Source organism: Paenibacillus sp. OK060, from assembly GCF_900101205.1.
In the GTDB taxonomy this organism is placed as follows: domain Bacteria; phylum Bacillota; class Bacilli; order Paenibacillales; family Paenibacillaceae; genus Paenibacillus; species Paenibacillus marchantiae.
In genome coordinates this window covers 65,626-83,709 of record NZ_FNFR01000012.1, presented here as the reverse complement: position 1 = coordinate 83,709, position 18,084 = coordinate 65,626, and the positions used below count along the sequence as shown (strand labels likewise).

General features: G+C 46.4%; 15 protein-coding genes. 10 read left to right on the top strand and 5 right to left on the bottom strand.

Annotation, left to right across the window (positions count from 1 at the left end):
* Positions 1 to 5: 5 nt before the first annotated feature.
* From BLS14_RS29550 to BLS14_RS29540, 3 genes are all read left to right on the top strand, one after another.
* Entirely contained in the window at positions 6 to 2,339 is a 2,334-nt protein-coding gene (locus BLS14_RS29550; RefSeq protein WP_072735775.1) for a helix-turn-helix domain-containing protein, read from the top strand.
* A 33-nt stretch (positions 2,340 to 2,372) separates the two neighbouring features.
* Positions 2,373 to 3,500: a glycoside hydrolase family 88 protein gene (locus BLS14_RS29545; protein ID WP_072735776.1), complete on the top strand. Its 1,128-nt coding sequence runs from the start codon at positions 2,373 to 2,375 to the stop codon at positions 3,498 to 3,500.
* A 150-nt stretch (positions 3,501 to 3,650) separates the two neighbouring features.
* The gene (locus BLS14_RS29540) at positions 3,651 to 4,160 is read left to right on the top strand and encodes a GNAT family N-acetyltransferase (RefSeq protein ID WP_090955372.1); all 510 of its coding nucleotides are present in this window, start codon (positions 3,651 to 3,653) and stop codon (positions 4,158 to 4,160) included.
* Positions 4,161 to 4,356: 196 nt separating this feature from the next.
* Here BLS14_RS29540 and BLS14_RS29535 read toward each other — a convergent pair whose 3' ends face one another.
* From BLS14_RS29535 to BLS14_RS29515, 5 genes are all read right to left on the bottom strand, one after another.
* The gene (locus tag BLS14_RS29535) at positions 4,357 to 6,078 is read right to left on the bottom strand and encodes a sulfatase family protein (RefSeq protein ID WP_090955418.1); all 1,722 of its coding nucleotides are present in this window, start codon (positions 6,076 to 6,078) and stop codon (positions 4,357 to 4,359) included.
* Positions 6,079 to 6,261: 183 nt separating this feature from the next.
* A complete protein-coding gene (pdxA, locus tag BLS14_RS29530; RefSeq protein ID WP_090811499.1) occupies positions 6,262 to 7,263 on the bottom strand; it encodes a 4-hydroxythreonine-4-phosphate dehydrogenase PdxA in 1,002 nt (333 codons plus the stop codon).
* Positions 7,260 to 8,555 carry a four-carbon acid sugar kinase family protein gene (locus BLS14_RS29525; protein ID WP_090955370.1) on the bottom strand — a complete coding sequence of 432 codons (1,296 nt, stop codon included), beginning with the start codon at positions 8,553 to 8,555 and terminating at the stop codon, positions 7,260 to 7,262. The genes pdxA and BLS14_RS29525 overlap by 4 nt, the downstream gene beginning before the upstream one ends.
* A gap of 62 nt (positions 8,556 to 8,617) precedes the next feature.
* Positions 8,618 to 9,604: a 2-keto-3-deoxygluconate permease gene (locus tag BLS14_RS29520; protein ID WP_064641229.1), complete on the bottom strand. Its 987-nt coding sequence runs from the start codon at positions 9,602 to 9,604 to the stop codon at positions 8,618 to 8,620.
* A 166-nt stretch (positions 9,605 to 9,770) separates the two neighbouring features.
* Positions 9,771 to 11,453, bottom strand: coding sequence for a sigma-54-dependent transcriptional regulator (locus BLS14_RS29515; RefSeq protein ID WP_090955416.1), 1,683 nt, complete (start codon positions 11,451 to 11,453; stop codon positions 9,771 to 9,773).
* 290 nt (positions 11,454 to 11,743) lie between these two features.
* On the opposite strand from BLS14_RS29515, the gene BLS14_RS29510 reads away from it, so the two are divergent.
* The 7 genes from BLS14_RS29510 to BLS14_RS29480 all read left to right on the top strand — a co-directional run bounded on the left by BLS14_RS29510 (position 11,744) and on the right by BLS14_RS29480 (position 17,993).
* On the top strand, positions 11,744 to 12,448 hold the full coding sequence (locus tag BLS14_RS29510; protein WP_176854839.1) for a PspA/IM30 family protein: 705 nt from the start codon (positions 11,744 to 11,746) through the stop codon (positions 12,446 to 12,448).
* Positions 12,449 to 12,492: 44 nt separating this feature from the next.
* Entirely contained in the window at positions 12,493 to 13,524 is a 1,032-nt protein-coding gene (locus BLS14_RS29505) for a TFIIB-type zinc ribbon-containing protein (protein ID WP_063566469.1), read from the top strand.
* A 23-nt stretch (positions 13,525 to 13,547) separates the two neighbouring features.
* Positions 13,548 to 14,327, top strand: a complete 780-nt coding sequence (locus BLS14_RS29500; protein ID WP_090955414.1) for a TPM domain-containing protein — start codon at positions 13,548 to 13,550, stop codon at positions 14,325 to 14,327.
* Positions 14,328 to 14,366: 39 nt separating this feature from the next.
* On the top strand, positions 14,367 to 15,383 hold the full coding sequence (locus BLS14_RS29495) for an SPFH domain-containing protein (protein WP_063566468.1): 1,017 nt from the start codon (positions 14,367 to 14,369) through the stop codon (positions 15,381 to 15,383).
* Positions 15,384 to 15,585: 202 nt separating this feature from the next.
* On the top strand, positions 15,586 to 15,813 hold the full coding sequence (locus BLS14_RS29490; protein ID WP_090955413.1) for a DUF896 domain-containing protein: 228 nt from the start codon (positions 15,586 to 15,588) through the stop codon (positions 15,811 to 15,813).
* A 68-nt stretch (positions 15,814 to 15,881) separates the two neighbouring features.
* Entirely contained in the window at positions 15,882 to 16,844 is a 963-nt protein-coding gene (locus BLS14_RS29485; protein ID WP_090955367.1) for a ring-cleaving dioxygenase, read from the top strand.
* Between the two features lie 60 nt (positions 16,845 to 16,904).
* Complete coding sequence (locus tag BLS14_RS29480) at positions 16,905 to 17,993, top strand: low temperature requirement protein A (RefSeq protein WP_090955365.1); 1,089 nt, start codon at positions 16,905 to 16,907, stop codon at positions 17,991 to 17,993.
* Positions 17,994 to 18,084 lie beyond the last annotated feature (91 nt).

The window sequence follows — 18,084 nt, the reverse complement described above, 5'->3', positions numbered from 1 at the left end:
GACGCATGAAGAGAAAAAGCATCCTGTTATCCTGGGGCATTTCTTACATGGTCATTCTGCTCATACCGATTGTGATCGGTGCTGCTGTTTTTGCCGAGTCTCGGATGTTGCTTGAGGAAGAAGTTAATCGTTCCAACATGGTGCTGTTATCTCAGGTACAGGAAACCATTGATAACCAGATTGGTGATATTGGCAGCATTAGCAATCAATTAATGGCTGACTCTCAACTCATGAGCTTCATTAATCATGCATCTGAACAGGATGCCCGCTGGAGAGTCATGGGGATTGATCTGATCAAAAACCTGAAATCTACACGCGTCGGAAACGGCTTGATTAGTGAACTATACATTTATATCAAACAACCCGATATCGCGTTGTCCTCGTCTTCACTTATTCAAAAAAATTATCTATACGACATGTTCTATCAGGGCACCAATGTAACCGAGGAAGCTTGGACCCGGCTTATGCATGATTCCGGTAAGAGCATGTACCGAAAGATGGAGGTTCGGAGTGAAGATCGACGGATTGAAGACACGCTTGTCTATATTCAGCCGTTTCCTATTCAGAATGGCGCTGACAGCCCTGCGACCTTCGTTGTTAGCCTGGACCCTAACCGATTCCAGCAAGCCATTGATAACGTACGTTTGGAAAAAGAGAGCACCGTGTTCATTCTGGATCACGACGGTCAAACGTTATTTTCTACCGGATCACTTGAAACCCCTTACATAAGTGGGGAAGGTCTTAACCTTTTCAATGATGCTGGGAAAAGAACGGAAACGATCGATTGGAACGGAGAATCCGTGACCATATCGCAGATTTCTTCTAAGATCCAGGACTGGAAGTATGTATCCATCATACCTACCCGAATCTATGCCAAGAAGCTGACGGTTATCCGCGATATTACGCTTGGAGGCGTTGCTGCAGGGCTTATCCTTGGCGGGGTGGCAGCCTGGTGGTTCACTAGACGGAATTACCGTCCGCTGGGACGGATCATGAACATTATCTCGGATAAGGTCAAATGGAAACTGGAACAGCCGGACGATGAATATGGTATTTTGCAATCTGTTCTGATGCAAGCCTGGGAAGAGCAGGATCAATTTGCCAACAGGCTTAAGGATCAGCAAAGCGTTATACGGAGCAGTCTGCTCTCCAAGTTGATGAAGGGTAGGGTACAGGTGGGTGAGGAGTTTGCTTCGACCTTGGAACGTTCAGGTATTCGATTCGAGACGGAGTCGTTTGCTGTATTGCTCCTGCACATTGAGGATGTTGAAGGGCTGTTCCGTTCCAGAGTACGTGAGCAGGACCAGGAGGAGAAGCATCAATTTGTGCATCTGATTCTGACCAATGTGCTGGAGGAGATGATCGGCTCAATCGGTCATGTATACTCTGCGGACATTGATGGAAGAATTGCGTTCCTGATCAATATTCGGGAGTGTGAGGAGGATACCAGTCATCGGTTAATTCGTGCAGTCGAAGAAGCCCAGCGTTTCATCGGCTCCCGATTCTGCGTGTACTTCACTGTTGGCGTTAGCCATGTTCATCACCGTATTGGGGAAATCGCGGATTGTTTCCGGGAATCGGAAGAAGCGCTGGAATACAGGCTGATTCTGGGGATCGGTCAAATTATTGATCCGAACCGGATTCGTAGGCCTAAGGAGGAGCTGTATTACCCTCTTGATCTGGAGAGACAGCTCATCAATTATATTGCTACTGGAAATTATGCCCGTTCCACGGAAGTGATGAATGAGATTCTCATGACTAATTTTGCGGGAGAGCCCTTGTCTGTTGAACTGGCTCGCTGTCTGATGTTTGAGTTGATCGGTACCTTTCTGAAAGCTACGGAGCAGATCAAGACGGACGACCAGAACGAGATGACGCAGCGCAACGACCTGATTCGGCAATTGTTTGCATGTGAGACATTTGAGGAGATCGAGTCCGAATTGCTGCGGATACTGGAGACGGTATGCCAGACGGTGCATGAGCGCAAGCGGTCCCGCAGTGAGGAATTGAGGGATCAACTGGTGGAATTCATTCATGAGAGTTATGCAGATGTCAATCTGGGCTTGACCCATTTATCGGAGCGCTTTCGTTTTCATCCAACCTATGTCTCCAAGTACTTCAAGGAACAGACTGGAGTCAACGTGATCGATTACATCAACCAATATCGAATTGAGCAATCCAAGAAAATTCTACAGGCAGAGGAACTGACGATCCAGGACGTATCCGAGCGGGTGGGTTTCCTGAACAGCAATTCGTTCATTCGTGTTTTCAAGAAATATGAGGGGATCACTCCCGGTCAATATAAGCAAAATAGCAGACTTGTCCAGCAAGAGGCTTGAAGAATATGACTTGTCTAGAGGAGGAACTGTTCCATGTGGAAAAAAGCTATTGAAGATGCACTCCATGTCACTCGGCATAATATAGATCGATTCGAAGGACGCTTTCCCCATGTTAGTAATGGGGATGAGCATTATGTGCTTAACGATAATACGGAGTGGACGGCAGGGTTCTGGTCAGGCATCCTGTGGTTATGCACGGAGTATACTCAGGACCCGAGGTTTCGTGAGGCTGCCGTGAATAGCGTCGATAACTTCCGTCGGCGAATGGAACAGAAAATTATTTTCGATCATCATGATATTGGCTTCCTTTATTCGTTGTCTTCTAAGGCACAATGGATTGTGGAGCATGACGTCGCTGCAAGGGAACTCACGCTGGAGGCAGCCGATATGCTGATGAAACGCTGGCGGGAGGATGCTGGACTGATTCAGGCCTGGGGGCGGAAAGGTGATGTGAATAACGGAGGGCGAATTATTATCGATTGCCTGCTCAATCTTCCACTGCTGTTCTGGGCGTATGAGCAGACCAATAACGAGGAGTATCGCCGCGTTGCCGAACTGCATGCACTGAAAAGCCGCCGCTTCCTCGTTCGTGGAGACGACTCAAGTTATCATACCTTTTATTTTGACCAGGCTACCGGAGAGGCTATTCGAGGCGGTACGCATCAAGGCTACAATGATGGCTCTACCTGGACTCGCGGACAGGCATGGGGAATATACGGATTTGCACTGTGCAGCCGCTATCTGCAAAGTACAGAGATGCTGGAGACAGCCAAACGTCTTGCCCGTTATTTCCTTGCCCATCTTCCGGAGGACGAAGTAGCGTATTGGGATTTTGATGCCCCGCAGACGCCTGAACCGAAACGGGACAGTTCTGCATCGGCTATTGTTGCCTGTGGTCTGCTAGAAATTGCCGGACGGCTTGATGAAGCTGATCCTGAGCGGGAGGCTTTTCGGAAAGCAGCGGAATCGTCCATGAAATCCTTATTTAATCATTATTCCACGCAGGGCTCGGATACAGCGGAGGGTCTGCTGAAGCATGGTTCTTACTCCGTAAGAGGTGGAGATTCACCTGATGATTACACGATCTGGGGCGATTATTTTTATCTTGAGGCGCTGATGCGTCTGGAAAGAGGTATTCCTGGATATTGGTACGATCGATAAGGTGACCCCTTATATACATTAGTTTTTTTGTTGTATCAACTTGTGAAGTAAGATTAAGGGTCAGTATAATGTTATCTATTGAGAGTATTGGGCCAAACATTTATATTCTGGTGGGTTTCATCGTCCATGCTCCAGAAGGGGGATGTTTTCTTGAAAGTTCTTGAAACAGATCGGTTAAACCTTCGTTGGCTGTCACCGGATGATGGGGAGTTTATGCTTGAGCTTTTGAATGATCCTTCCTGGCTGGAGTTCATTGGCGACAGAGGTGTGAGAACCGTGGAAGGCGCACGTGAATATATCCTGAATGGCCCAGTCGAGATGTACAACCGCTTAGGGTTCGGGCTGTTCTTGACGGAGCGGAAAGCGGATGGTGTTCCGGTCGGGATTTGTGGGCTGATCAAACGAGATTCTTTGGAAGATGTGGACATCGGGTATGCTTTTCTTCCACAGTTCTGGGGGAATGGATATGCGTACGAGTCCGCTGCGGCAACATTGGACCATGGAAGAACGGTGCTGGGCTTCGATCGGATCGTGGCGATCACTTCATCAAATAATCAAAAATCTGCAAAGCTTCTTGAAAAACTGGGATTAAAATTTGAAAAAATGATCCGGTTTTCGGATGATGCAGAAGAGCTAAGATTGTATGGTTCAGATAAATAAAGAAATTGGGCTTGGATGATGAGTCTTCATTTCAATATAAATATACAAAGGGGATGTCCCATAAGTCATGAACATGACGAGGACATCCTTTTTAGCTTATTACTATTTAACGAACCGAGCACATGTTAATAGCTGCAATTTCCATAAGTCTACGATTTGGTTTAACGAATTATAGGGATGTTATTTCTCCAAATCTCTATATCGTAGATTGATGAGGATACAAACGTTTTTGTTTCCGTTGTTCCTCCAGAAGTTGCATCATCCATTGCTGAATGTTCATCGTCTGCGGAGTGGCATAGGCAGAATGGGCCAGATTGCAGGTCTCCAGCGGGTCGCCCGTCAAGTTGTACAATTCATATTCATCAGGTACCGGCTGTGTTTTCGTTAACGTTACACATTCTCCTGATGCGGGCTTTCCAACGGGCTGTGTGATGACATCTATTACCCCAGGCTGACTCCAAAATTGAGTATTGTCAAAGTACCGGGAAAACTTCCAGATTTCCGGTTTGTTGTTTTTATAAAGGGTGGTAATTACGGTTTCGATATGGTTGGGTTGTACAACAGACGAATAGGATATGCCTAATGGATTGGTTTGGTGCTGACCACGTGTGACATCATCGTCCGTCATAAAATAGACGGGTTGCTGTGTCAGAGCCGGATTATCCTCTCCATAAATTAGAGGTGTGAGATTCCGTCCTACCAAATGGCGGGCTTCACTGAAATTCTTTTGCAATCGTCCATGGATTTCGGAAACGTTAATATTGGCCAGACCTAGCAAAGTTGGCAGCAGATCGACATGACTTGTCAGGCTATGCACATGTTGTTGCTCGGGAAACAGTTGTTTATTGTGAATCAAAAAAGGAACATGAAGGTATTCCTCATAGGCACAGTACCATTTTTGATGAAGATTGCCGTGAGCGCCCAACAGATCGCCATGATCCGATGTGAAAATAACAATGGTATTGTCATAGAAGGAGGAGCGCGTAAGAGCTTCATACACTTTGAGCATTTGGCGATCCGCATTTTTTTGCAATTGGTAATATAGCTGGCGATAGAAGCTCTGATCGGTGATAGGCTGTAAAGCTCTTGGATACAAGTCTCGGTAATTTGCCTGACAACGTGGTTTGGTACCCAGCCACTCGTGTATTGTCGGAGGAGCGTTGACTGCGGGCATCGGATCTACCTCGAATTTGAAATCGGGTAGGCGCGCGGCGAGATCACCATATAACGTAATATCATGGGGGTTCACAAAGGAAGAGACAATGAGCCAGGGCTCGACTTGTTGGTGTTCATTCTTCCTGCGATCAAGGGACTCAATGAGATGAACTGTTTCGGCGGCGTATACCTCATCACGTCCACTTAAGCCAAAAGCGGCGGAGGAAGCGGAGTTTCGGGGGTTTCTGCCTATGGGATCAGGGCCGATCCAATCGGAGAATCCGAAGTCCTCCAAACGACTCGCGTGAAGGTACAGGCTTTCCAACTGGGGTTCAGGAACCCCGGTCAGGGGGTGGTAACTGGGAACGCTTTGGTGGGTGCCGGGAGAGATGATATCCGCATTGGATATATGCCATTTTCCCTTATAGTAAGTCTGGTATCCTGCTGCTCGGAAGTAATTGCCCATCGTAGGCACCGTATTAGGATTCAGCCAGAACATGTCAGAGTCATACGATTCCTTGGCAATGCCGACAGTCTGACTGACACCGTGCAGTGATGGATACTGACCTGTGAAAATGGTAGCCCGGCTGGGACAGCAGGCGGTTGTTCCGATATAATGCCGATGGAATTCCATACTATGAGACTTTAAACGTTCCTGGGTAATCAGATTTTCTCTACGCCATGCCTGTATTTCTTTGCTCTCATATACAGGAGGATAACGCTCTTCATCTACAAGAATGACGAGAAAGTTGGGTTTCTCCATAGTAGAAGATGGCAGGGAGGTATTGTTCACGGAGTTCATACACCCTCAATCGTTTTTTACTTTAAGGTATGTGATGATGATTACGAAAAGTCCATATCCACTGACTGCGCTTGTACACAAAACGACCGTTTCCCAGTAGAAGAATGGGAAACGGTCGTTACTGTATATATCTCTTGGATTACTTTAAATTTGCGTTTTTGGCGCAAGTTCAATGGCGGAACGGATGGCGGCCAGCATGCTTTTGTCATCGGCGATGTTTTTGCCTGCGATATCAAAGGCTGTTCCATGGTCTACAGAAGTACGGATAATGCCGCCTTTGAGACCCACCGTAATGTTCACGCCTTCTTCAATGCCCATGACCTTAATTGGTGCATGTCCTTGGTCGTGATAACAAGCCACAACGATATCAAAATCGCCACGGCCAGCGCGGAAGAATAACGTGTCCGCCGGAAGTGGACCAACGACGTTAATGCCTTCCTTTTGCGCACGTTCGATGCCGGGCTGCAGTTTTTCTTCCTCTTCACCATTACCGAACAGTCCGTTCTCACCTGCATGCGGGTTAATACCGCAAACAGCTACACGCGGATTTTCGAAGCCAGCTTTTTTCAAAGTATCATGAGCCAGTTTAACCACAGTGTATGTTCTTTCCGGGTTGATGCTGGCAATGGCATCAATCAGACCCATATGCGTCGTAAGGTGAATCACTCGCAGATTGGGTGTAGTCAGCATCATGGAGAAATCCTCGGTATCGGTCAAATCAGCCAAAATCTCGGTGTGACCTGGATACAAGTGCCCACCTAGGTGCAGGGCTTCCTTGTTCAGAGGCGCTGTGCAGATGGAGTGAATTTGCTGTTTTTTCGCTAGATCAATAGCCTTCGCCAGAAACTGAAATGCTGCATCTCCCGCAACGGCAGATACTTTTCCATATTCCAGATCTGCAGGAATGAGATCCAAATCAATAATGTCCACAGTACCGAATTCATACTTGGCTTCGGATGGTTCATGAATAGCATTTACCTTCAGGCTCGATCCGATGACAGGCAGGACACGCTCCAATATTTTTGCATCGCCAATGACGAGTGGATTGCAATTGTTGTAGACCTCCTGATGGCCCAATGCTTTCATAATGATCTCGGGTCCAATACCTGCTGCATCGCCCATTGTAATTCCTACGGTTGGTTTCATACGGTAACTCCTCCTTTTAATTTTTCTATTGCATGGATGAAGACGTCGGGCTTGCCGAACCCGCCCGCTTTGGTAATTACGTGCAAATCCTCAATTCCAATAAATTTCGATATCGGTACACCAATTTCAAGCTCATCAAGCAGCTCAAAACCGCTGATATTCCACTTCATACAGATTTGCTTAGCTGTATCTCCGCCCGTCATGGATACACCTTTGAAATACCCATTCTCCAGCAGCTTGGCGCAGATTTCACCTATGGCCCGTACAATTTCATTGCTGACCTCGGTGTGATTAAGTCCTCTGACTTCACCCTTAGCACGTGCTAGCTCAATATCTACCTGTTCGGCGGTTGAATAGAGGACAACGTCATTGCCCTCTACGGCTTTGGCCATCACTTCCTCATACACACGATCGATTTCTTGCTCACGATCTGCTGCACCCGATACGGCTTTGAACGAGTGGAACGGGATGGATGATACGTCGGTTTTCTGTAGCAACAGCTTGAGCTGCTCACGAGAGTTTTTGTTCACACTCCCTACAACGGTGAGGATCGGACCTGGGTTTGCCGGAATGGTCAATTCCGCAGATTTGGCTCCCAAGCCGTAATGAGTGGGAAGGTAGTTCGCAATTCCCGCCGATCCTGCCCAGGCAAATGAATAATCAAGCTTGCTGGTGATGCTTAGAACCTGCTCCAAATGCTGTTCATCTGTCGAGTCGACGAGGATATAGGGAATGCCGTTTGCCTTAAAGGTTTCCAGTTGCGTCTTCATATGATCTGTACCCGATTCAAGATCACTCACCGTAATCTCGCCCACTTCATACTTGGTCTGAAGCTTGAGCAAATCCGGAAGATATGAAAGAGTGACAGGTGTCTTCGGATCATTCGCAATCTCGGTATCGGCCAGTGGAACCCCGTTCAGATAATGCGTGCCATTAAGAATGGTGCGATTGTTCTTGGGATAGCCTGGGGCGATCATCATAAAATCGGGCTTGACCACATCATACAAAGCGTCGATCTCGATCCCGATGTTTCCGCGCATGGTTGAATCCATTTTTTTGAAAATGGTGCCAAATCCGTTCTTTAACAGCAGTTCGGCTGCTCGACTAACCCGCTGATACGCATCCTCCGGTGTGATGGAACGGCTGTCGGTATCAAACACGACCGCATCGTAATTACGAATGTTATCTTCGTCCATGTTGAATAGTACGCTTGTCTTTAATCCATGGCGGGCAAGCTGCACCCCGCTGTCATTGGCGCCGGTCAAATCATCTGCAATAATGGCTAATTTCATGCAGTCATCCCTCCTTGAAAATCAAAATTAAATATAAGTCCGGTCAGCTAAATTCAATGCATTTATGTGGACGGTCTTTGATTGTATTTCTCGACACCGCCTGATTTCTCCAGCCTTTTGGAGAGGAATCCGATGAAGATCGGCAGTAGAATGGCAGTCGTCACAACACTCGCAGCAATTTGTACTGTAGCAATCTCGGCAATCGGGGCAAATGAAGCATTGGCAGCCACGATGGCAGCAGGTGTACCTACAGCGTTACCGGCTGTGGAACCTTCCGAAGCTCCGACAATGGGATTCCAGCCAATGGCTTTGAAGAGCAGGTAGCCGACGCCGCCAGTAATCAATACAGTAATTACACCCAGCATGATGCCGCTAAGTCCGCCTTGAATGATGGACGAGAAGTTGATGCCCATACCGAGTGAAAAGGCGAAGAATGGAACGAGCTTATCGCTGCCTTTGTGCAGCCATTCAGCAAGGTTGCGATCCAGGTTACCGATAACAACACCGACGATCAGTGGAAGCAGTACGGCTACAAAAGCCATCGGGGAGAACATGCCGTTGGCAAAGCCCATCGCACCGAAAATGGAAAGAGCAACCATGGTGAGGAACGGTCCATCGCTGAGCGCGAGGAACGGATAAGCCGCTTTGTCATCTTCTTTGCCGTATTGTCCGGCCAGGGCGATGTACAGTCCACCATTGGAATTCGTCATTGCAGCGATAATGGCAAGCGGTGCCAAACCAAGGAATAAACCATTGGAATCCGCAAAATAGATGGCGATCAAACCTAATATTGCACCAACTGCCCACTTGAACACAAGCAATGTAACGCCTTTACCAACCGAAGAACCGGCCGTCTTGAACGTAATTTGCGTACCAGCAATCAACAGGAACAGGGCGATCAATGTGCTTGAGCTATTTACGAACAGGGCTTCCGTGAAACCCCCGATTCGCAAAGCATTCGGAAAGAATGTGTTAATGGTTGCACCGAGCAACAGGGGAACAACCATCATACCGCCAGGAATACGATCTAATGTTGCTTTAATGTTCATAGTAGTGGCTCCTTATGAAGTAATCGTTTTTATAAAGCGTTTGCAGGGATTATGTTATCTCATATTGTTTATTTTAGCAACACTTAATTATTGTAAATTTTAAGTAATAGTTATAAGTGTTTAATTATGCAACACATATAATCGTAAAAAAAGCGTAAACCTAAAGTTACTCTTTAAGTTTACGCCATAACGTGGCACGGTTAATCCCTAAGCGTTCGGCCGCCTTGGATTGATTATTGTTTTCCTCATGTAGAACGAGTTGAATAATCTCTTTTTCGATTTCTTTCAGCGTACCACTAAGCTTCATCGTATTGGGTGAGGGTTGTTCACCGAGCAGGTGTGATAAGGTTTCGGCTGAGATCACGTAATCCTGCTCATTCAGTGCAGCCTGTTTGATAAGATGCCTCAACTGGTTCACAGTCATATGCGGGACTTGATCCCTAATTAGCTGCAACGCGTCCTCTTTCATCTTCACCGCAACTGTCCCATACTTCTGGTAGTAATCGCTGAGGAAGTGCTGGATCAGTGGCGCAAGATCCTCCTGCCTGTCCACAAGGCTCGGCATAATGATCGTATTCAGCTCGACATCCAGCGTTCTATTAGGATTCAATCCCTGTTCCCCCAGGATGAATACCCCGATCTGCCTCTGTAGACAGGTCTGAATGAATGAGATCAATTCCTCATCATTCGAACCATTTTCCAAAAGATTAATTTCTACGTTTCGCACCTTGGAAAGTGGAATTTTGTGCAAATGTCCTGGAGGAACCTGGGCAAGATCGATTTGGAGCATCAGCCCACCGCTGGAGTACATTTGATGAATATGTTTTACCAGAAAAGACTTGCCCGAATCCGCTTCGCCTAGCAGATAAATGGGTTCATGGTTTTCGTAAAGCGCCCGGATATTCTTCAATACGGCCTGCATGGCAGGGGATTCGGCAACAATCGGCTCCATGGATATATCGGTATATGCCGTTATGCCGAATTGTGCAAAAGCATAGGGCTGTCCTTTTTCAAGGGAGTATACTTTATAGGTTTTTTTACTTAACGTCGTTTCGTAGGCCGTCACCGTAAGCTGGTAATCATCCACGATGAACACATTTTGAACTTGGGATTGATGGAAATCCAGGTTGGTATTGGTGAGGTAAATCTGATTATCGGTAAGCGGATTCTGCTCAAAATCAGTTAAATTCTCGAATACAACTTCGTTCTGGTCGTCCAAGATCATGAGATTTGGATGCTCCTGGGTAACCAGGTTGTTCAGTATGATGGATATCGCGTGATTTTTGCTCAAGTACCGATATACCAACTGTGCATCTTCAAGCGCTCTGAGAATGGATTCCTTGCCAGACTGGATCAGCAATCCTTCCATTCCATAGGTTTTGGCTGTATTCACGGTGATAACATCGCCAACAATCTGACGATACCCTGACGCTTTCAGCTCCAGCAGCAGCCTTGCCACATCCTCCGAGCTGCGTATGGTATATACCTTTAAAGGCAGTTCCATCAGATCGATAATCGACTGTGCCCCTGAAGTAATATTGGCAAAGCCAACGATAGCGGTTTGGCCGTTGAACTGGCTCGCCAGCGTTAGCGAACGAATCATGTCATATCCGGATAACTGCACATCAATGACGGGAATGGTTACGGCTTCCTTGATTAGTTGTGCAGTACCGCCGCGGCTAATCATAATCTCCGCTCCGTTTCGTTCAGCCTGGGCCGCCAATTCGGCGCCTTTCATCAGGTCGCCCACCTCATATTGAATGGCTAACTGGGGAAATAGCGGAATGCATTCTTCTATAATCGTAGTCATGGATTCGTAAGGAGCGATAATATGAACTCGTGTACGCATAATTTTCCTGCCTTTTATAAAAATCATTCATGGTTCCTGCCGGTACATCAGACCAGAGGGCATTCCTTATTATAGCCAACTTGCAGAGGAATGGCATCCCTGGCTCCTGACGGACAGGGAATATCCCTTAACCATCAGCAATGGGCTGGTGGTTTTTCTTTTGTAACGTAAGGGGATTATGTCACGCTTGGATTACTTCAAATTTATTGTTGCAGTGGCAGTAAATGAAACCTTCAACCTCATATTCATGTATTATAGTACATATGAACTGATCGAAGGAGGAACGAATGATGGGAATCTTATCGAGGTTTAGGGACGTGATGAAAGCGAATATGAACCATGTGCTGGCTCGGGCGCAAGATCCGGAGAAGACGGTGAATGAATATATGCGGAGCTTGAGCAGTGATTTGGGTCAGGTGAAGGCAGAGACGGCTGCGGTTCTCTCGGATGAGAGCCGGGCGAAGAGGGCTTTGGACGAATGCAGTGCAGAGATTAAGAAATTACAGCGGTATGCAGAGAAATCTGCGGAGTCTGGTGATGAAGCCAAGGCACGTGGTTTTTTGGAAAAGAAGGCAGCGCAGACTGAGAAACGGAATGAATTACAAGCTGTCTATGATCGGGCTTCAGCCAAAGCCGAAATGATGAAGCATATGCACGAGAAGCTGGTGGCGGATATGGAGCAATTGGAAGCTCGGCATACGGAGCTGAAGGGCAGAATGGCGGCTGCCAATGCGCAACAACAGGCCAATGAACGGAACGCCTCCGCCGCCAATGCGAATGCTGCTTTGAAGGCGATGGAAGACAAAGCGAATCAGGCACTTAATGAAGCTGAGGCTTTGGCTGAACTGCGTGCTGGGGCACAGGAAGATGATCTGGATGTGCTAATTGCGCAGTTGGAGCAGCAAATGAACGCCGATGCGGGTAATAATGCACAGGTGACGCCGAGTCCAGAGGAAGAGCTTGCAGCAATTCAGAAGAAATTGGAAGATAAATAACGATATATGATGTAATACATTTCGTTAAACATTGAGGTGAGCAAATGCCGGTAATCGAGTACAAGTGTCCCAACTGCGGCAGTGGAATGCTTTTTGATAGTGCAACTGGAGCGTTATCCTGCCCCAGCTGCGGACGACAGGATAACATCGAACAGATCCCCGATCCGCTGAAGAAACAGGTGTTCACGGAGAATGAGGTCAAGGAGTATCACTGTAACAGCTGCGGCGCCGATATTGTGACTGAGCCGGAGACAAGTGCAACGACATGCAGCTTCTGTGGAGCTGCCGTTGTTCTGAGTGATCGACTGACGGGAGATCTGGCACCGGCCATGGTCTTACCCTTTTCGATCAGTAAGGATGAGGCCAAGCAGGCGTTCAAAAAGTGGTGCAGAAACGGCTTGCTGACACCTAGCGGATTCATGACGGCTGACCGAGTCAAGAGCATTACCGGGATATATGTGCCTTTCTGGTTATATGAGTTACATAACAAAATCGAAGTTCATGGCCGTGGCACAAAGATCAGAACTTACACGCAGGGTGATTACCATTACACGGAAACGCAGCATTTCGATATTTACCGGAGAATCCGGCTGAATTATGTGAATCTGCCCATTGATGCATCGGAGAAAATGAAAGATGAACTGATGGATAAGCTGGAGCCATTTCCTTATAACCAGTTAAAGCTTTTCAAAACACCGTATCTCGCCGGGTATATTGCGGAAAAATATAGTTATACCGATGAGGAACTATACCCGCGCGCCAAGGAAAAAACGAGCTCTTATATCGATTCTTATATTGCATCAACGGTTTCTGGTTATAACAGTGTTAGTTACACGGACAAACAGATTGATACTACGTTAAAAAATGCAGACTATGTGCTGCTCCCAGTATGGATGGTTTACTATGACTACAATCGTTCGCAGTATACCTTTGCCATGAATGGACAGACGGGTAAAGTGGTTGGTAAACCGCCTATTAGCAAAGCTAAAGTTGCCGGATGGTTCGCAGGTATTTCAGCCGTTTCTTTGTTGTCATTGAAACTGGTCTCCTGGATGATGGGAGGTGGATTCCTGTGAGGGAAAGAAAACATCTGGCATGGATGGCAACGCTCATTTTATTTGTGATTACCCTCGTGTCTCCATTGATTCCAATGTCAGTTGTATCGGCAGCAGACAGCAAGAACCTGATTTACGATGAAGCTAATCTGCTGAACGAGCAGGAGAAAAGTGAACTGAACGCATTGGCGAATGAGTATGGGGCGGAGAGGCAGACGGATTTTGTTATTTATACCTCAAATAATGAGGAGCAAAAGAGTGAAATACTGCTGACTGAGGATTTCTATGATGATCAGGGGCTTGGTTACGATAAGGCTCATGGCAATGCAGTTATTTTGACAATTGATATGTATAACCGGAAGATGTATCTTGCTGGTTTTTATAAAGGGAAAGAGTATATCGACAACGGCAGAGCAGATAAAATCACAGCTAAGATTGCACCAGATGTAACGGACGGTAATTATAAACTGGCTTTTGAAAAGTATATCAAGCTGTCCTACGAATATATGGGAATTAGACCGGGAGTAAATCCTGATAATATTCTCTTCAATATTTGGTTCCAACTTGCTGCGTCAGTAGCGATTGGAGGTATTGCTGTTGGGGTAATGGCCTATCGTTCCGGTGGGCGAGTTACAGTCAATCGTGCTACTTATGAGGATTCAAGTACTTCCAGTGTGATCGATCGTCAGGATCGGTATATCCGTACTACCGTAACCAAACGCAAAATTGAGAAGAACAACAATAACGGTGGCGGAGGAGGAGGCGGGGGCGGAGGTACCAGCCGAGGCGGTCATTCACACAGTGGTAGCAGCAGATCTTTCTAAGATACGAAGTAAGACCAAATAGAAGGGATGGGAACGAGTATGGGATTTTTCAAAAATCAATTTTCGAATGTGGTGGAATGGGAAGAGTTCAGAGATGATATGATTTTCTGGAAGTGGAGTAACCGTGAGATCAAGAAGGGAAGTAAATTGATTATCCGTTCGGGGCAGGATGCGATCTTCCTGAATAACGGCAAGGTGGAAGGGATTTTTGAGGACGAAGGGTCGTTTAATATCGATTCCGAGATCATTCCGTTTCTGTCTACCTTAAAAGGCTTCAAGTTCGGATTCAACAGCGGCATGCGGGTCGAAGTGCTGTTTGTGAATACGAAGGAGTTTACGGTTCGATGGGGTACGCAAAGTCCGGTATTGATTCCAACTCCTCAACTTCCAGGTGGAATGCCGGTTCGTGCGAATGGTACGTTTAATTTTAAAGTGAGTGACTATGTTACATTGATCGATAAAATCGCGGGTATCAAGCAGAGCTATCTGGTCGAGGATGTTAAAATCCGAATTACGTCTGTGCTGGATCAGTTGCTAATGAAATGGATTAGCCGTGAGGGTAAGGACATGTTCAACCTGCAGGCGAATGCCTCGGATATTGCCAAAGGTATTCAGGAAGATCTGGATATGCAAATGATGGACATCGGGATCGGAATCACAGGCTTCCAGGTGATGAGCTTCAATTATCCGCAGGAGATCCAGGATATGATTACGAAGACTGCTTCACATGAAATGATCGGCAATTTGCAAAAATATCAGCAGGTCAGCATGACTGATGGCATCTCATCCGGTAAAGTTAAGGGTGGCGGCGCTGCTTCGGATATGGCGGGCATGATGATGGGCATGAACATGGCGAATGAAATGATGAAGAACATGAATCAGAACCAGAACAACCAGAATCAGAATTCGGATCAAAAACCTGCGGCTAATCAAAACAGCGATGCAGGTGCATCTTCTTCGTCTGGAGACAATAAAAAGCCGAATTTCTGTCCGAACTGTGGCGCTAAGAATGAAGGAGCAAATTTCTGTCCAAACTGTGGTCAGAAGTTGGGTTAACCTATATCTAAATATAAGAAGGGCTTACTCCAAGGTCAAACTTTGGAGTAGGCCCTTTTTTTCATTCTATTTTAAATGGTAGAAAACGGTTGACAACGGAGCATAAATCATTTATCTTTAAATTAAGATATTTAATTTGAATATAAATTACACCGAGAAAAGCAAATATCTTAATTCCGATTTACAAGGAGAGATCAAGATGATGATTCCAACATTGACCAGAATAAATGAACTTTCAAGAAAAGCCAACGCGGCAGGATTGACGGAGATGGAGAAAGCAGAACAAATTCGTCTGCGCCAGGAATATCTGCAAACCTTTCGCGGTTCGATCAATGATATTCTGCTGAATGTAACCATCTATGATCCGAACGGCGATAACGTCACTCCGGATAAACTGAAACAGGAACAGGCCCAACAAAATAATAACTGAATCAGTTCGGTTTAATATCTTAATATTAAGATAATATAAATGATCTATAAACCTAGGAGGAAATGATGATGACCATTCAAACTGCAGGTATTCACCATATTACAGCTTTTGCGGGAGATCCGCAGGCCAATGTCGACTTTTATGCTGGAGTTCTGGGACTTCGGCTTGTGAAAAAAACAATCAACTTCGATGCACCGGATGTGTACCATCTGTACTTTGGGGATGAGAACGGAAGTCCAGGTACCATTATCACGTTCTTCCCATCAGCCGGATCACCACGAGGCAAAATTGGTGGCGGTCAGGTCGGCATCACCTCATATGTGATTCCACCTGGGACTATTGGCTTCTGGCAGGATCGGCTGGAGCAGTATAACATTGAGGTAACCAAAACAAGTCGTTTTAACGAAGAGCTGCTGCAATTCGAAGACAGTGAGGGCTTGCGTCTGGAACTGGTTGAACGTGAAGAGGGCCCAGCCAGCACCTGGGTGCATGAAGGCATTCCAGCGGACAAAGCCATCAAAGGATTTGGAGGTGCCGTGCTATTCAGCGTCAATCCGCAGAGAACGATGGATGCGCTGGACAAAATACTCGGATTCACCAAAGTAGATGAAGATGAGGAGTATGTACGATTCCGGTCCTTCGGAGATATCGGTAATATCGTGGATGTTCCTGTCACCCGGATGGCTTTGGGGGCAGGCGGAGCAGGGACGGTCCACCATATTGCGTGGCGGGCCAAAGATTTTGCAGAACACGAGCAGTGGAGAGAAGCTGTACAACAGTACGGCTATCAGCCAACCCCAGTTCGGGACCGTCAATATTTTAACGCAATCTATTTCAGAGAAACTGGCGGAATCTTGTTCGAAATTGCTACCGATCCTCCTGGATTCGCGAAAGATGAGCCAGCGGAGTCGCTCGGACAGAAACTCATGCTGCCTGAGTGGTTTGAGCCATATCGTGCCCAAATTGAAGGCAATTTGCAGCCGATCCAAGTAAGAACGTTAGAGCCTTCGCATTCTATGATGGCACGTTAAACAAGAGGCAAGAATAAGCAATCTTTTTGATAAGAGTTTAACCAAAAGGAGCATTGAAGGATGATGGAGAAAAAGGTTACCTGGCTGGAGTTGTTCTATGATTTGCTTTTTGTAGCAGCGGTCTCCAAAGCGGGGCATGTCCTGCTGCATGCCGAACACGGCGTGATTTCGTTTGAATATCTGATGAAATTCGTTTTGATTTTTATTCCTGTCTGGTGGGCATGGGTCGGTCAGACCCTATTCATTAACCGTTATGGTCAGGATATCTTCATCCATCGAGTCTTTCTTATCCTTCAACTCCTGTCTGTTCTGGTGATGACGGCGAGTCTCTCGGTTGATTTTGATCAATACTATCTTCCTTTCTTTGCGGGTTATATCGGTTCGAGGGCATTGACAGCCATTCAATATTTTATGATTCATAATTCCAAAAGCGAACATCAACAAAAAGCCGCTCGTTATCTGGGCGTATGCTTCATCATCGGCATATTGATCTCAACAGGTTCCCTGTTCTTTGATTCATGGCTGCGATATGCGATTTTGTACGTGGGAATTGCCGTGGATATCATTCTCCCGCTCATCGGACGCAAAAATCTGGTGAAGGTTCCGATACACACGCATCATTTATTGGAACGTTTCGCTCTGTTCACTCTCATCCTGCTGGGTGAGTCGGTCGTCAGTATCATTGCCGTGCTGCAAATGGATCACTGGGATGTACGATCTGTTCTGTTCGCGGCGTTTACATCCATATTCGTGATTGCGATGTGGTGGCAGTATTTTGATAATGTTGAGAAAAAGGTCAGCAAAGAAATTCAGACCGCCGGGCAAGCGATCATATACGGCCATCTGTTCATCTATATATCCATGAGCATGATTGCCGCTTCTATTCAACTTTTATACCTGAATGAACTACATTATGGTTTCATGTTGGCCTTTGTTTTTGGTTCAGTTCTGCTGTATTTTCTGTCCACCTCGCTGGTATTCCACCGATACAGGCATGCTCATCTGCGGTTACGTCCGCGTCACTTGGTGTTTATGCTGGGGATAATGGCCGCGTTTATCGTTGTGGATCTGATCTATCGGGTGCCTAATTATGCAATCGTGGGAGAGAACATGGTGTTCTTCCTTGTCTACGCCAAATTAACGACCTAATGCATAGGTCGCACAAGAATAAAAGTCACGAACGAATGACGTTCGTGGCTTTTTTAGTTGGATAATCGTAAAATCATGTCCACTGTGAGAA

Bases quoted from the DNA above. Each gene is read 5' to 3' on its own strand.
- BLS14_RS29510 (WP_176854839.1), top strand. From the start codon at position 11,744: ATGGGAATCTTATCGAGGTTTAGGGACGTGATGAAAGCGAATATGAAC.
- BLS14_RS29500 (WP_090955414.1), top strand. From the start codon at position 13,548: ATGGCAACGCTCATTTTATTTGTGATTACCCTCGTGTCTCCATTGATT.
- BLS14_RS29515 (WP_090955416.1), bottom strand. From the start codon at position 11,453: ATGCGTACACGAGTTCATATTATCGCTCCTTACGAATCCATGACTACG.
- BLS14_RS29520 (WP_064641229.1), bottom strand. From the start codon at position 9,604: ATGAACATTAAAGCAACATTAGATCGTATTCCTGGCGGTATGATGGTT.
- BLS14_RS29535 (WP_090955418.1), bottom strand. From the start codon at position 6,078: ATGGAGAAACCCAACTTTCTCGTCATTCTTGTAGATGAAGAGCGTTAT.
- BLS14_RS29490 (WP_090955413.1), top strand. From the start codon at position 15,586: ATGATTCCAACATTGACCAGAATAAATGAACTTTCAAGAAAAGCCAAC.
- BLS14_RS29545 (WP_072735776.1), top strand. From the start codon at position 2,373: ATGTGGAAAAAAGCTATTGAAGATGCACTCCATGTCACTCGGCATAAT.
- BLS14_RS29480 (WP_090955365.1), top strand. From the start codon at position 16,905: ATGATGGAGAAAAAGGTTACCTGGCTGGAGTTGTTCTATGATTTGCTT.
- pdxA (WP_090811499.1), bottom strand. From the start codon at position 7,263: ATGAAACCAACCGTAGGAATTACAATGGGCGATGCAGCAGGTATTGGA.
- BLS14_RS29550 (WP_072735775.1), top strand. From the start codon at position 6: ATGAAGAGAAAAAGCATCCTGTTATCCTGGGGCATTTCTTACATGGTC.
- BLS14_RS29525 (WP_090955370.1), bottom strand. From the start codon at position 8,555: ATGAAATTAGCCATTATTGCAGATGATTTGACCGGCGCCAATGACAGC.
- BLS14_RS29485 (WP_090955367.1), top strand. From the start codon at position 15,882: ATGACCATTCAAACTGCAGGTATTCACCATATTACAGCTTTTGCGGGA.
- BLS14_RS29505 (WP_063566469.1), top strand. From the start codon at position 12,493: ATGCCGGTAATCGAGTACAAGTGTCCCAACTGCGGCAGTGGAATGCTT.
- BLS14_RS29495 (WP_063566468.1), top strand. From the start codon at position 14,367: ATGGGATTTTTCAAAAATCAATTTTCGAATGTGGTGGAATGGGAAGAG.